At 55.1% G+C, this 13,780-nt stretch carries 10 protein-coding genes; 6 read left to right on the top strand and 4 right to left on the bottom strand.

Going from position 1 to position 13,780, the window contains the following annotated elements; all coding sequences use genetic code 11:
• The first annotated feature begins 443 nt into the window (after positions 1-443).
• The 5 genes from lrp to serS all read left to right on the top strand — a co-directional run bounded on the left by lrp (position 444) and on the right by serS (position 8,128).
• Positions 444-938: a leucine-responsive transcriptional regulator Lrp gene (lrp, locus tag BBA90_RS14160; protein ID WP_006118610.1), complete on the top strand. Its 495-nt coding sequence runs from the start codon at positions 444-446 to the stop codon at positions 936-938.
• Between the two features lie 119 nt (positions 939-1,057).
• Positions 1,058-4,594 carry a DNA translocase FtsK 4TM domain-containing protein gene (locus tag BBA90_RS14155; RefSeq protein WP_065649709.1) on the top strand — a complete coding sequence of 1,179 codons (3,537 nt, stop codon included), beginning with the start codon at positions 1,058-1,060 and terminating at the stop codon, positions 4,592-4,594.
• A 178-nt stretch (positions 4,595-4,772) separates the two neighbouring features.
• Positions 4,773-5,384, top strand: coding sequence for an outer membrane lipoprotein chaperone LolA (gene lolA / locus BBA90_RS14150; protein ID WP_065649708.1), 612 nt, complete (start codon positions 4,773-4,775; stop codon positions 5,382-5,384).
• A 7-nt stretch (positions 5,385-5,391) separates the two neighbouring features.
• Positions 5,392-6,738: a replication-associated recombination protein A gene (locus BBA90_RS14145; protein WP_065649707.1), complete on the top strand. Its 1,347-nt coding sequence runs from the start codon at positions 5,392-5,394 to the stop codon at positions 6,736-6,738.
• A gap of 97 nt (positions 6,739-6,835) precedes the next feature.
• On the top strand, positions 6,836-8,128 hold the full coding sequence (serS, locus tag BBA90_RS14140) for a serine--tRNA ligase (protein WP_065649706.1): 1,293 nt from the start codon (positions 6,836-6,838) through the stop codon (positions 8,126-8,128).
• A 175-nt stretch (positions 8,129-8,303) separates the two neighbouring features.
• Here the strand turns inward: serS and BBA90_RS19595 are convergent, their stop codons facing one another.
• Positions 8,304-8,432 (bottom strand): hypothetical protein, encoded by a 129-nt coding sequence (locus BBA90_RS19595; RefSeq protein WP_276203855.1) that lies wholly within the window; start codon positions 8,430-8,432, stop codon positions 8,304-8,306.
• Positions 8,433-8,445: 13 nt separating this feature from the next.
• On the opposite strand from BBA90_RS19595, the gene BBA90_RS14135 reads away from it, so the two are divergent.
• Positions 8,446-9,597, top strand: coding sequence for an MFS transporter (locus BBA90_RS14135; RefSeq protein ID WP_065649705.1), 1,152 nt, complete (start codon positions 8,446-8,448; stop codon positions 9,595-9,597).
• A 42-nt stretch (positions 9,598-9,639) separates the two neighbouring features.
• On the opposite strand, the gene pflA is transcribed toward BBA90_RS14135, so the two are convergent.
• From pflA to focA, 3 genes are all read right to left on the bottom strand, one after another.
• On the bottom strand, positions 9,640-10,380 hold the full coding sequence (pflA, locus tag BBA90_RS14130) for a pyruvate formate lyase 1-activating protein (RefSeq protein WP_065649704.1): 741 nt from the start codon (positions 10,378-10,380) through the stop codon (positions 9,640-9,642).
• Positions 10,381-10,527: 147 nt separating this feature from the next.
• Complete coding sequence (pflB, locus tag BBA90_RS14125; protein ID WP_065649703.1) at positions 10,528-12,810, bottom strand: formate C-acetyltransferase; 2,283 nt, start codon at positions 12,808-12,810, stop codon at positions 10,528-10,530.
• A gap of 61 nt (positions 12,811-12,871) precedes the next feature.
• The gene (focA, locus tag BBA90_RS14120; protein WP_065649702.1) at positions 12,872-13,732 is read right to left on the bottom strand and encodes a formate transporter FocA; all 861 of its coding nucleotides are present in this window, start codon (positions 13,730-13,732) and stop codon (positions 12,872-12,874) included.
• Between the last annotated feature and the right edge of the window lie 48 nt (positions 13,733-13,780).

Raw genomic sequence — 13,780 nt, 5'->3', positions numbered from 1 at the left:
TTTTGTTAGCAATTGCTGCAAGCGGCGTAGACGATGAAACGTATCTTTGCTGCAGCGTTGCGCTAAAAGAGTGCATTCTGAGTAAATAAAGGACATCACTGCCCTGAAAATATCATTTAAAAACAGGGCTCCAGCACGGTATCTGGCATCTTGTACTGAATTTAGATGTTTTACTTTGACAATCGCCTGCGCATTTGCGAAAACATTGGAAGAAGCAGAGAGTCTCTGACGGTTCAGAATGGTAATTCATCACTGTTTTGCGCGGCGGCGTCAGAAAATCTCAGCCTGACATTGGTAATGACGCATGATGTGGACAGACAGCATGCGTCATACGGATGGTGCGTGACTGCACAGGCTTATGGTCTTCAATTCAGTAAGGCTCTGAAATACGCATTTTTCAGGGTGTGGCAGGCATAGGGAAGGAATTAAGAGAGACAATAATAATGGTAGACAATAAAAAGCGCCCCGGAAAAGATCTGGATCGTATCGACAGAAATATCCTGAATGAACTGCAAAAAGATGGCCGTATCTCCAATGTTGAGCTTTCCAAGCGCGTAGGCCTTTCGCCAACGCCATGCCTTGAGCGTGTTCGCCGTCTGGAGCGACAGGGCTTTATCCTGGGCTACACCGCGCAGCTCAACCCCCACTATCTTGATGCATCCCTGCTGGTGTTTGTTGAGATTACTCTGAATCGCGGTGCCCCTGACGTGTTTGAGCAATTTAACGCCGCAGTGCAAAAACTTGAGGAAACTCAAGAGTGTCACCTCGTTTCCGGTGACTTTGACTATCTGCTGAAAACCCGCGTGCCTGATATGTCTGCCTATCGCAAACTGCTGGGAGAAACCTTGCTGCGCCTGCCAGGCGTAAACGACACCCGTACCTATGTCGTGATGGAAGAGGTTAAACAGAGTAACCGGCTGGTCATTAAAACCCGCTAACGCAGGGAAGGTGCAAAGCGTGCAGGATTTAGGTACACTCCTGTGAATTCATACAGGACCAGCGTCGGGCTCTTCCGGCGCTGTTGCCTTCTTATTTTACAGGCACCTGGAGAGTTCTCTTGAGCCAGGAATACACAGAAGATAAAGATGTTTCGTTACAACCGCTGAGCAGTGGACGTCGTCTGCTCGAGGCGTTGCTCATCCTTGTAGCCCTGTTCGCCATCTATCTGATGGTGTCACTGGTGAGTTTTAACCCTTCCGATCCCAGCTGGTCTCAGACCGCATGGCATGAACCTATCCATAATATCGGGGGTAGCGTTGGCGCCTGGCTGGCAGATACTTTGCTGTTTATCTTCGGCGTGATGGCTTATGCCATTCCACCCGTTATCCTGGGCCTGTGCTGGATCACTTTTCGTCAGCGCGATCGGCAGGATTATATCGACTATTTTGCCGTTGGATTACGTCTGATAGGCGTGCTGGCGCTGGTGGTGACTACCTGCGGCCTGGCAGCGCTGAATGTGGATGATATCTGGTACTTCGCCTCGGGCGGTGTTATCGGCAGTCTGGTCAGCAATGCTATGGCGCCGTGGCTTCATGGAGCAACCGGCACGCTGACGCTGCTCTGTATCTGGGCTGCAGGTATCACACTCTATACTGGCTGGTCATGGCTCGCTATCGCTGAAAAAATCGGGAGCGTGGTAATGGGCGTGCTGACGTTCGCCAGTAACCGCTCTCGTCATGACGATCGCTGGGAAGAGGATGAGTATGAAGAGGAAGCGGATATCCCATCGCGTCCGGCTGTAGCGCTTCAGGATGCTGACGAAGAGGATGTGCTGCTGGCTGCGCCGCGAACGCCTGCGCCCGCGCCTGCACTTGCTGCTGAGCTGGCCAGTGAACCCCTGCTGGCCAAAGCGTCCAGCGCAACCGCTGCAGCACTGTCTGCAGTGAGTGAAGCTGCCCGTCAGGCACCGCCCGCTTCGGCTCCTGTAGCAGAACCTGTACTGGCGGTTGAGCCAGCGGCTACACAGGCTGCGGTGCCGCAACCGGTCGCATCTCAACCGGTTGTTGCAGCCACGCCAGCACTGCAGACGCCACCCCTCTATCATTTCGAACTGCCGGAAGAGCCTGTCGCGTCACCTGCTGTACAGGATGAAGATGGCCCGCGCATGGGCGACTGGCAAAGTGCCGATCGCTTTTCTGCTGTTGCCCCTGCATTTACGGCCGCTGCGGCCACAGGTGCTGCCACTGCTGCCGTACAGCGCACTGAAGAGTCGCTGTCGCCTGTTTTTGACATTGTGCCTGAGCGCGATCGTAACCCGCAGGTAAAGCAGGGTATTGGTCCGGAGCTGCCGCGACCCAACAAAGTTAAACTGCCGACCCGACGTGAACTTGCCTCTTATGGGATTAAACTGCCTTCACAGCGTATGGCAGAAGAGAAAGCGCGTGAAGAAGCAGAGCAGCAGCAGCCGGATGTGAGTGCCACGCTGCATCAGCCGCAGTATGAAGAAGACGCTGCGCTTCAGGAAGCGCAGTTGCGTGATGCATTTCAGTCACAGCAGCAGCAGCGCTATGGTGAAAGCTGGGAGTCGCATACTGAAGAGGATGATCAGGAGGCGCAGCATCAGGCGCAGCTGGCAAGCCAGTTTGCGGCACAGCAGCAGCAGCGCTATAGCGCGCCACAGGAAGAAAAAGCGCCGGTGTTTAATCTGGATACCTCGGCTGCTTTTGACTTCTCACCCATGAAAGATCTGGTTGATGATACGCCGAGCGAACCGCTGTTTACTATCGCGGCCACGCCGGAACCTGAAGCGCAGTGGCAGCAGCCAGCCGTACCGGCAGCAGAACCTGTGGCGCCGCGGCAGCAGCCAGCCGTACCAGCAGCGGAACCCGCTATTCAGTGGCAGCAGCCAGCTGTACCGGCAGCGGAACCGGCGGTGCAGCAGCAGCCAGTTGCACCGGCAGCGGAACCAGCGGTTCAATGGCAGCAGCCCGCCGTGCCGGTAGCGGAACCGGCTGTGCCCGCACAACCCGTTCCACCGCCTTCATACAGTGAAGCGGGCAGCACAGGATTTGCAGCAGAGCCAGAGCCTGCAGTCGCACCGGCTACTCCGGCGCAGGATAGTCTGTTTCACCCTTTCCTGGTGCGTCATGAACGACCACTGGAGAAACCTTCGACGCCGCTTCCGGTACTTGAGCTGCTGACAGCTCCGCCGGAAGAAGAAGAGCCCGTGGATATGTTTGCGCTGGAACAGACGGCGCGCCTGGTAGAAGCACGCCTGGCGGACTATCGGGTAAAAGCTGAAGTGGTAGGGATCTCTCCGGGCCCGGTGATCACCCGTTTTGAACTCGACCTGGCTCCGGGCGTTAAAGCAGCAAGGATCTCTAACCTCTCCCGCGATCTGGCGCGTTCGCTGTCAGCCGTGGCGGTGCGCGTGGTGGAGGTCATCCCCGGTAAACCTTATGTCGGGCTTGAGCTGCCGAACAAACATCGCCAGACAGTCTATCTGCGTGAAGTGCTGGATTGCGACAAATTCCGCGATAACCCCTCTCCTCTGTCAGTGGTGCTGGGTAAAGATATTTCCGGACAGCCTGTTGTTGCCGATCTGGCAAAAATGCCACACCTGCTGGTAGCCGGTACCACCGGTTCCGGTAAGTCGGTTGGCGTTAACACCATGATCATCAGCATGCTCTATAAAGCGACACCGGAAGAAGTGCGCTTTATCATGATCGACCCGAAAATGCTTGAGCTGTCAGTTTATGAAGGGATCCCACATCTGCTTACCGAGGTGGTAACCGACATGAAAGACGCGGCTAACGCGCTGCGCTGGAGCGTGGTAGAGATGGAGCGTCGCTACAAACTGATGTCTGCACTGGGCGTACGTAACCTTGCCGGTTATAACGAAAAAATCGAGCAGGCTGCGGCGATGGGCCGTCCGATTCCGGATCCGTTCTGGAAGCCGGGAGACAGCATGGACATGACACCGCCCGTGCTGGAGAAACTGCCTTACATCGTGGTGCTGGTAGATGAATTTGCCGACCTGATGATGGCCGTGGGTAAAAAGGTAGAAGAGCTGATAGCGCGCCTGGCGCAAAAAGCGCGTGCTGCCGGTATTCACCTGGTGCTGGCAACTCAGCGTCCGTCGGTTGACGTTATTACCGGTCTGATTAAAGCCAACATTCCTACCCGTATCGCTTTTACGGTATCAAGTAAAATTGACTCGCGTACTATTCTCGATCAGGGCGGCGCAGAATCGCTGCTGGGAATGGGTGATATGCTCTACATGCCGCCTAACTCCTCGATGCCGGTACGCGTGCATGGCGCATTCGTGCGCGATCAGGAAGTTCATGCTGTTGTGCAGGACTGGAAAGCGCGCGGACGCCCGCAGTATATTGACAGCATCACAGCGGGTGAGGAGAGCGAAGGCGGCGCAGGGGGTATGGATGGTGATGAAGAGCTCGATCCGCTATTCGATCAGGCAGTCTCCTTTGTGGTTGAGAAACGTCGTGCCTCTATCTCTGGCGTGCAGCGTCAGTTCCGCATCGGCTACAACCGTGCGGCACGTATCATTGAGCAGATGGAAGCACAGGGTATTGTTTCTGAGCCGGGCCATAACGGTAACCGCGAGGTGCTTTCACCGCCACCACATGAAATGTAACGCCGGCTGACAGCACTATTTTCCTCATGGGCCAGTTATTAACTGGCCCATTGTTTATCTGTTGCGCAATCTCCATATCTTTGGGACCTTTCGGCTTTTTCTTCTGTCGAAGAGACAATACGGCAACTACGTTTAATAGCAGTGAGTATCAGGAACAGTGAATAAGGAATCGAATCAGATGAAATTACGCGTTATTGCCTGTGGCCTGCTGGCCGGTTTTGTTTCAGCATCTGCACTGGCAGATGCCTCTGGCGATCTGCAGCAGCGCCTGAACAAAGTAAACAGCTTCCATGCCAGTTTTAGTCAGAAAGTGACCGACGGCAGCGGCGCTAATGTTCAGGATGGTGAAGGGGAGTTATGGGTTAAGCGTCCCAGCCTGTTTAACTGGCATATGACGGCACCAGATGAGAGCGTTATTGTTTCTGACGGTAAAAACCTGTGGTTCTATAACCCGTTTGTCGAACAGGCCAGCGTCAGCCTGTTGCAGAATGCCACCAGCAATACGCCCTTTATGCTTATCGCGCGCAATCAGCCCAGCGACTGGCAGCAGTACAATATCAAACAGCAGGGGGACAGCTTTGAGCTGACGCCAAAAAACAGCGACGGCAATCTGAAGCAGTTCACCATTAACGTCTCATCATCGGGCACCATCAATCAGTTCAGCGCGATTGAGCAGGATGGCCAGCGCAGCAGCTACCAGCTGAAGAGCCAGAAAAATGGTGCCATCAGTCCCGATAAATTTACCTTTACGCCACCAAAAGGGGTAACGGTAGACGACCAGCGTCAGTGAGGTTGAGTTGAGTAATCTCTCTCTGGATTTTGCCCCTTCAAATGCGTTTAAACCGCTGGCCGCCAGAATGCGGCCCGCCACGCTTCAGCAGTATATCGGCCAGCAGCATCTGCTGGCCCCGGGTAAACCGCTGCCGCGGGCGATTGAAGCCGGACAGCTGCACTCAATGATCCTGTGGGGCCCGCCGGGCACCGGAAAAACCACGCTGGCGGAGATCATCGCGCACTACGGCAACGCTGATGTGGAACGCATTTCAGCGGTGACGTCCGGCGTAAAGGATATTCGTGAAGCGATTGAACGTGCCCGGCAAAACCGCCATGCCGGCCGGCGTACTATCCTGTTTGTGGATGAGGTCCATCGCTTTAACAAAAGCCAGCAGGATGCTTTTCTGCCGCACATTGAAGACGGCACCATTACGTTTATTGGCGCGACTACGGAAAATCCTTCGTTTGAACTCAATTCTGCGCTGCTGTCGCGCGCGCGCGTTTATCTGCTCAAATCACTGACCACAGAAGATATTGAGCAGGTGCTGACGCAGGCGATGGAGGATGACACCCGTGGTTATGGCGACAGCGACATTGTGCTGCCTGATGCCACTCGCCGGATGATCGCCGAACTGGTAAGCGGTGATGCACGCCGGGCGCTTAATACGCTGGAAATGATGGCGGATATGGCAGATGTTAACGCAGAGGGTAAACGGGAGCTGACGCCGCAGTTGCTCACTGAAGTCGCCGGCGAGCGCGCGGCGCGCTTTGATAATCAGGGCGATCGCTTTTACGATCTTATCTCGGCGCTGCACAAATCGGTGCGCGGCTCTGCGCCCGACGCGGCGCTCTACTGGTATGCCAGAATCATAACCGCAGGCGGGGATCCGCTCTACGTCGCACGGCGCCTGCTGGCTATCGCCTCGGAAGATGTCGGCAATGCCGATCCGCGTGCAATGCAGGTAGCCATCTCAGCCTGGGACTGCTTTACGCGCGTCGGGCCGGCAGAAGGCGAGCGCGCGATTGCGCAGGCGATTGTCTATCTGGCGTGTGCGCCGAAAAGCAACGCAGTGTACACGGCTTTCAAAGCGGCGCTGCGCGATGCGCGCGAGCATCCCGACTATGATGTGCCGGACCATCTGCGTAATGCGCCGACAAAGCTGATGAAAGAGATGGGGCTGGGTAAAAGCTATCGCTATGCGCATGACGAGCCCAACGCTTATGCGGCCGGCGAAGTCTTTTTTCCGCCGGAAATGCGCGACGTCCGTTATTACCATCCTGTGCCGCGCGGACTGGAAGGGAAGATCGGTGAAAAACTCGCCTGGCTGGCTGAGCAGGATCAAAATAGCCCGATAAAACGCTACCGCTGATAAACGCGTTACGGTAAGGTGAGCAAGGAATTCATTGCATTCCAGTGGGATGCAACCCCTCTTTTTTTCAATTAACCTTTTATTACACAGGATAAGCATGCTCGATCCCAATCTGCTGCGTAACGAGCCAGACGCAGTCGCAGAAAAACTGGCACGCCGGGGATTTAAACTGGATGTGGATACGCTGCGCTCCTTAGAAGAGCGTCGTAAAGTACTGCAGGTAGAGACAGAAAATCTGCAGGCTGAGCGTAATGCCCGATCCAAATCCATCGGTCAGGCAAAAGCCCGTGGGGAAGATATCGAGCCGCTGCGTCAGGAAGTGAATACGCTGGGTGAACGTCTGGATGCGGCTAAAGCTGAACTGGATGTGCTGCAAAATGCGATCCGCGATTTTGCGCTGGCGCTGCCAAACCTCCCGGCTGATGACGTTCCTCTGGGTAAAGATGACAGTGAGAACCTGGAAATCAGTCGCTGGGGGGAGCCGCGCCAGTTTGACTTCCCGGTTAAAGATCACGTGGAGCTGGGTGAATCGGTCAGGGGGCTGGATTTTGCCGCCGCCGTTAAACTGACCGGTTCCCGCTTTATCGTAATGCAGGGGCAGATTGCCCGCCTGCATCGCGCCCTGAGTCAGTTTATGATCGATCTGCACACGCAGGAGCACGGCTACCTGGAAACCTATGTGCCGTATCTGGTTAACCACGATACGCTGTATGGCACCGGGCAGCTGCCAAAATTTGGCGAAGACCTGTTTCACACCAAACCGCTGGGTGAAGAGGCGGGCAGCAGTAACTATGCGCTGATCCCTACCGCTGAAGTGCCGCTGACTAATCTGGTGCGTGATGAAATCGTCGAAGAAGAGAGTCTGCCAATCAGGCTGACGGCGCATACGCCATGTTTCCGCTCTGAGGCAGGTTCGTACGGGCGTGATACGCGCGGGCTGATCCGTATGCACCAGTTCGACAAAGTTGAGATGGTGCAGATCGTTGCGCCGGAAACCTCTATGGATGCACTTGAAGCGCTGACCGGACATGCGGAGAAAGTGCTGCAACTGCTTAATCTTCCCTACCGTAAAGTGCTGCTCTGCACCGGTGATATGGGCTTTGGCGCAGTGAAAACCTACGATCTCGAAGTCTGGCTGCCGGCGCAGAATACCTACCGTGAAATCTCCTCCTGCTCCAACATGTGGGATTTCCAGGCGCGTCGTATGCAGGCACGCTGCCGCAGCAAAAGTGATAAAAAGCCGCGCCTGCTGCATACGCTGAACGGATCGGGACTGGCGGTAGGTCGTACGCTGGTTGCAGTACTGGAAAACTATCAGCAGGCCGATGGCCGGATTGCCGTTCCGGACGTGCTGCGTCCTTATATGGGCGGTCTGGAGTATATTGGCTGATCGTACCCTGATTAAAGAACCCGGCGCTGGCCGGGTTTTTTTATGGGCAATATCGTTCGCAGCAATGCCTTTTCCCTGCAAAGTTATCACAAATAAACGTTATCGAAGAGCGCCGGCAGTTAAGCGCTAAAAATCTGTAAATTCATAATGATAGATTTTAATCCGGCTTTGTTTATTATGCTTCTAACCGCCTGAAGATAAAAAAAATAAATTGTTCAGCAGCAAATTGTGCGGTGCCGTTTTTCTCTTCGTTGACTTTCCGTTTTCCAGTGGCAAACTGCGCGCAATTCTCGCTTCTTTCCATTGGTTTTATCCTTATGCTTACCTGGTCGCGCCCCGTCCTGCTGCTGCTCTGCGGCTTAATGCTGATGACGGTTTCTATCGCTGTGCTTAATACGCTGGTGCCGCTCTGGCTTGCTCATGAGCAGCTGCCTACCTGGCAGGTAGGCATGGCGAGTTCTGCCTATTACACCGGCAATCTGGCGGGCACGCTGCTGGCTGGCTGGCTGATTGCGCGCTACGGTTTTAATCGCTGCTTCTATTTTGCCAGCGTGCTGTTTGCTCTGGCGACGATGGGAATGGTGCTGCTGGAAGGGTTCTCCAGCTGGACGCTGCTGCGCTTCAGCGCTGGCGTAGGCTGTGCGCTAATCTGGGTAGTAGTGGAAAGCGCGCTGCTCTGCAGCGGTACGGTGCGTAACCGCGGTCAGCTGCTGGCTGCCTATATGATTGTCTATTATCTCGGTACGGTGGCCGGGCAGCTGCTGGTCAGCAGCGTCTCCACTGAACTGCTGCACGTTATCCCCTGGGTGACGGCGCTGATTGTCTGCGCGATACTGCCACTGCTTTTTGTACAGGTGAGTATGGTAGCGGAGAGCGAAGAGGCCTCCACCACCCGCATCTGGAGCATGCTGCGCCGCCGCAGTTCACGCCTCGGGATCAACGGCTGCATTATTTCCGGCATTGTACTGGGATCACTCTATGGGCTGATGCCGCTCTATCTGTCGCATCGCGGTATGAGCGATGCTTCAGTAGGCTACTGGATGGCGCTGCTGGTGAGTTCCGGTATTATCGGACAGTGGCCTATCGGGCGTCTGGCCGATCGCTTTGGCCGTCTGATGGTCCTGCGCGTGCAGGTGTTTGTTGTGATCCTCGGCGCCATGGCGATGCTGGGTGATACGGCAATGGCGCCGGCGCTGTTTGTGCTGGGGCTGGCAGGCTTTACGCTCTACCCGGTTGCCATGTCATGGGCCTGTGAGACCGTTGCACACCACGAACTGGTGGCGATGAATCAGGCGCTGCTGTTCAGTTATACCGTAGGCAGCCTGGTGGGACCGGCAATGACCTCAATGCTGATGCAGCATTACTCTGACCAGCTGCTGTTTGTAATGATCGCTGCGGTGGCGCTGGTCTATCTGGTCATGCTGCTGCGCAAAGCCGATCATCATGCGACGCCGGTGGCGCACGCCTGACAGGTTCAAACATCAGAGAGAGCAGGTCGCTCTCTCTGGTTTTTAATACATGACGTTGTGGCCGTAGCCCGCCAGAATTCCTTTGATGCGCTCCATCGTCTCTTTTGCTGGCGGCCTGACGCCCTCCAGCTGATACGTTTCCCCCATAGCCTGCCATTTATGCTTGCCCAGCTCGTGATAGGGAAGCAGCTCTATTTTTTCCACATTCTGCATCTCCGCAGTAAACCGGCCGAGCCGGTGCACGGAGTCATCGTCATCTGAATAGCCCGGCACCACCACATAGCGGATCCAGGTGCGTTTATTGATTTTCTGCAGATAGCGGGCAAAATCGAGCGTGCGATGATTAGAAACGCCGGCCAGAATTTCATGGATCTCATCATTAATCTGTTTCAGATCCAGCATCACCAGGTCGGTTACTTCCAGCAGCTCATCGATTACCGGCTCATAGCGCCGCACAAAACCGTTGGTATCGAGGCAGGTGTGAATGCCCGCCTGTTTACAGGCGCGGAACCAGTCACGCACAAACTCCGCCTGCAGGATCGCCTCGCCGCCGGAGGCAGTTACCCCTCCGCCGGACGCCGTTATAAAATGACGGCAGGCAAGCACATCCTGCATCAGCTCATCAACCGTCACCGTTTTGCCGCCGTGGGTATCCCAGGTGTCGCGGTTATGGCAGTAGAGACAGCGCATCAGGCAGCCCTGGAAAAATGTGATGAAACGAATGCCGGGACCGTCAACGGTTCCGCAGGATTCAATAGAGTGAATACGACCGACAGCAGACATAGCGATGGTTCTCCGGATTAGCCTGTTTCAGGCAACGCAATCTTTGTTGCGCTCAGCAGGGAAGTCAGTTTTGCCAGCGTGCCCGCGTCAGCACGCTGCCAAAACGGACTCTGAAACAGGGCCCCTGTCAGGGAGCCCTGTTTATCATCAGAGTGAGGCAGTAAAGGTGCGGGTGATCACATCCTGCTGCTGCTCACGGGTCAGCGAATTGAAGCGCACTGCATAACCCGAAACGCGTATGGTGAGCTGCGGGTAATTTTCCGGATGCGCCATCGCGTCCAGCAGCATATCGCGATTCATGACGTTGACATTCAGATGCTGGCCGCCTTCCAGGTCCGCTTCATGATGGAAATAACCATCCATCAGGCCCGCAAGGTTTGATTTCCGCACCTCATCATCTTTGCCGAGCGCATTGGGCACGATGGAGAAGGTGTAGGAGATGCCATCTTTTGCATAGGCAAACGGCAATTTAGCCACTGAGGTCAGCGAGGCTACGGCCCCTTTCTGATCGCGTCCGTGCATCGGATTGGCACCCGGGCCGAACGGCGCACCGGCGCGGCGACCATCCGGAGTATTACCGGTCTTTTTGCCATATACCACGTTTGAGGTAATGGTCAGCACGGACTGGGTTGGTACGGCGTTGCGATAGGTCCGGAGCTGCTGAATCTTTTTCATAAAGCGTTCAACCAGATCGCAGGCCAGATCGTCGACGCGCGGGTCATTATTACCGAACTGCGGATAATCGCCCTCAATGTCAAAGTCGGTGGCCAGCCCGTCAGCATCACGTATGGGTTTCACCCGGGCATACTTGATGGCAGAGAGAGAGTCCGCTGCCACTGAGAGCCCGGCAATCCCGCATGCCATGGTGCGATAAACGTCGCGATCGTGCAGCGCCATCAGCGCAGCTTCATAGCTATATTTATCGTGCATATAGTGGATGATGTTCAGCGCGGTGACATACTGCTGCGCCAGCCAGTCCATAAAGTGATCCATGCGTGCCATGACTGTTTCAAAGTCGAGCACTTCATCGGTAATAGGCGCCTCTTTTGGCCCGACCTGCATTTTGAGTTTTTCATCCATCCCGCCATTGATGGCGTACAGCAGCGTTTTGGCCAAGTTGGCACGCGCGCCGAAGAACTGCATCTGTTTGCCGACAATCATCGGACTGACGCAGCAGGCGATAGCGTAGTCGTCATTATCAAAGTCAGGACGCATCAGGTCATCATTTTCATACTGCAGTGACGAGGTATCGATGGAGACTTTAGCCGCATATTTTTTAAAGTTGAGCGGCAGCTTTTCGGACCAGAGAATGGTCATGTTAGGCTCAGGGGAGGGGCCCATGGTGTAGAGCGTATTCAGGAAGCGGAACGTGGTTTTAGTCACCAGCGTGCGTCCGTCGACGCCCATTCCGGCGAGTGATTCCGTCGCCCAGATAGGATCGCCTGAGAACAGCTCGTCATATTCCGGCGTGCGCAGGAAACGCACCATGCGCAGTTTCATGACCAGATGGTCAATCAGCTCCTGCGCCTGCTCTTCAGTGAGCCTGCCAGCCTGCATATCGCGTTCAATATAAATATCCAGGAAAGTAGATACGCGACCAAATGACATTGCGGCGCCGTTTTGCGATTTTACGGCCGCCAGATAACCAAAATAGGTCCACTGTACCGCTTCCTGCGCGGTGGTGGCCGGCAGAGAGATATCACAGCCATATTTTGCCGCCATCGCTTTGATCTGGCCCAGCGCACGGTGCTGTTCAGCGATCTCTTCGCGCAGGCGAATGGTGGCTTCCAGATCCACGCCGTTTTCCATATCGTGCTGCAGCGACGTGAACTGCGCGACTTTGTCCTGCATCAGATAGTCAATGCCGTAGAGCGCAACGCGACGGTAATCACCAATAATACGACCACGGCCGTAGGCGTCAGGCAGCCCGGTCAGTACGCCTGATTTACGGCAGCGCAGAATATCCGGCGTATAGACGTCAAATACGCCCTGGTTATGGGTTTTACGATAATCCGTAAAGATTTTTTTTAGCGCCGGATCGAGCTCACGTCCATAAACTTTACAGGAGCCTTCCACCATTTTGATGCCGCCAAAAGGAATAATGGCACGTTTCAGTGGCGCGTCAGTCTGCAGACCAACGATAGTTTCCAGAGATTTGTCGATATAGCCTGCATCATGCGAGGTAATGGTGGAGGCCAGATCGGTATCAAAATCTACCGGCGCATGCGTACGGTTCTCGATTTTGATCCCTTCCAGTACGCGGTTCCACAGTGCCGTTGTCGCGGGGGTGGCACCGGCGAGAAACGATTCGTCGCCTTCATACGGCGTATAGTTATTCTGGATAAAGTCGCGTACGTTAACGCAGCTTTGCCACTCCCCGGCCTTGAATCCTTCCCAGGCTGTTGCCATTTTTTCATTCAGTTCGGACATGATATACCTGCCTTGTTTAAGGAGACTCTCTTGCCGGACGCATTGCTGCCCCCGGACACAATTACGCTGCCGGCGCAGAACCGCGCAGATAGATAACCCAGTAAGTCAATCCAACCAGTACACCGCCGCCGATAATATTGCCGAGCGTGACCGGGATAAGATTGTTGAAAATGAAATCGCTGAAATTGAGTGCCGGAAATTGAGCGGCAGTGGTACCGGTCAGCTGCCAGAACTCCGGTGCGGCAAAATCGCGGATCAGGATGGCCATCGGGATCAGAAACATATTGGCGATGCTGTGTTCAAAGCCGCTGGCAACAAACATCGCCACCGGCAGAATCATGGCAATCATCTTGTCAGTCAGGCTGCGTCCGGAATAGCTCATCCAGACGGCCAGACAGACCAGCAGATTAGCCAGCGTGCCCAGTGCTACGGCCTCTGCAAAGCTGTGATGCATCTTGTGATCGGCGGTTTGCAGCAGATTAAGTCCCCACGCACCCCCAGCCACCATATGCTCACCGGCCAGCCAGATCAGCATGACGAAAAAGAGCGCGCCGCACAGGTTGCCGACGTAGACATTCAGCCAGTGGCGGGCCAGCTGCAGCCAGCTGATACGCCCGCTGGCTTTGGCCACGACAATAAGAACAGTTGAGGTAAAGAGATCGGCACCGCATACCACCACCAGCATCAGACCCAGCGAAAAGCAGATGCCCCCTATGAGTCTGGCCACGCCCCACGGCAGCAGTGTGCTGCCAGTGGTCGCGGTGATATAGAACACAAAGGCGATCGAGATAAAGACGCCGGCGGTAATGGCAAGGAAAAAGGTCGTAAGGGGATGTTTAGTTGCTTTATAGACGCCCGCCTCTTCAGCAACTTTAGCCATTGCCGCAGGCAATAAAGCATTAAAGGGATTGTCAGCTTTCACGCTTACGCTCTCCGTAACAGGTCTGAGGAGATGCTAACAAAGCCGGTA

The sequence above is a fragment of the Pantoea eucrina genome (genome assembly GCF_001691555.1).
GTDB lineage: Bacteria > Pseudomonadota > Gammaproteobacteria > Enterobacterales > Enterobacteriaceae > Pantoea > Pantoea borealis.
Note: the sequence above shows the minus strand (reverse complement) of the source record. Positions and strands in the feature narration are given on the sequence as shown.

Bases quoted from the DNA above. Each gene is read 5' to 3' on its own strand.
- lrp (WP_006118610.1), top strand. From the start codon at position 444: ATGGTAGACAATAAAAAGCGCCCCGGAAAAGATCTGGATCGTATCGAC.
- lolA (WP_065649708.1), top strand. From the start codon at position 4,773: ATGAAATTACGCGTTATTGCCTGTGGCCTGCTGGCCGGTTTTGTTTCA.
- serS (WP_065649706.1), top strand. From the start codon at position 6,836: ATGCTCGATCCCAATCTGCTGCGTAACGAGCCAGACGCAGTCGCAGAA.
- BBA90_RS19595 (WP_276203855.1), bottom strand. From the start codon at position 8,432: ATGGAAAGAAGCGAGAATTGCGCGCAGTTTGCCACTGGAAAACGGAAA.
- BBA90_RS14135 (WP_065649705.1), top strand. From the start codon at position 8,446: ATGCTTACCTGGTCGCGCCCCGTCCTGCTGCTGCTCTGCGGCTTAATG.
- pflA (WP_065649704.1), bottom strand. From the start codon at position 10,380: ATGTCTGCTGTCGGTCGTATTCACTCTATTGAATCCTGCGGAACCGTT.
- pflB (WP_065649703.1), bottom strand. From the start codon at position 12,810: ATGTCCGAACTGAATGAAAAAATGGCAACAGCCTGGGAAGGATTCAAG.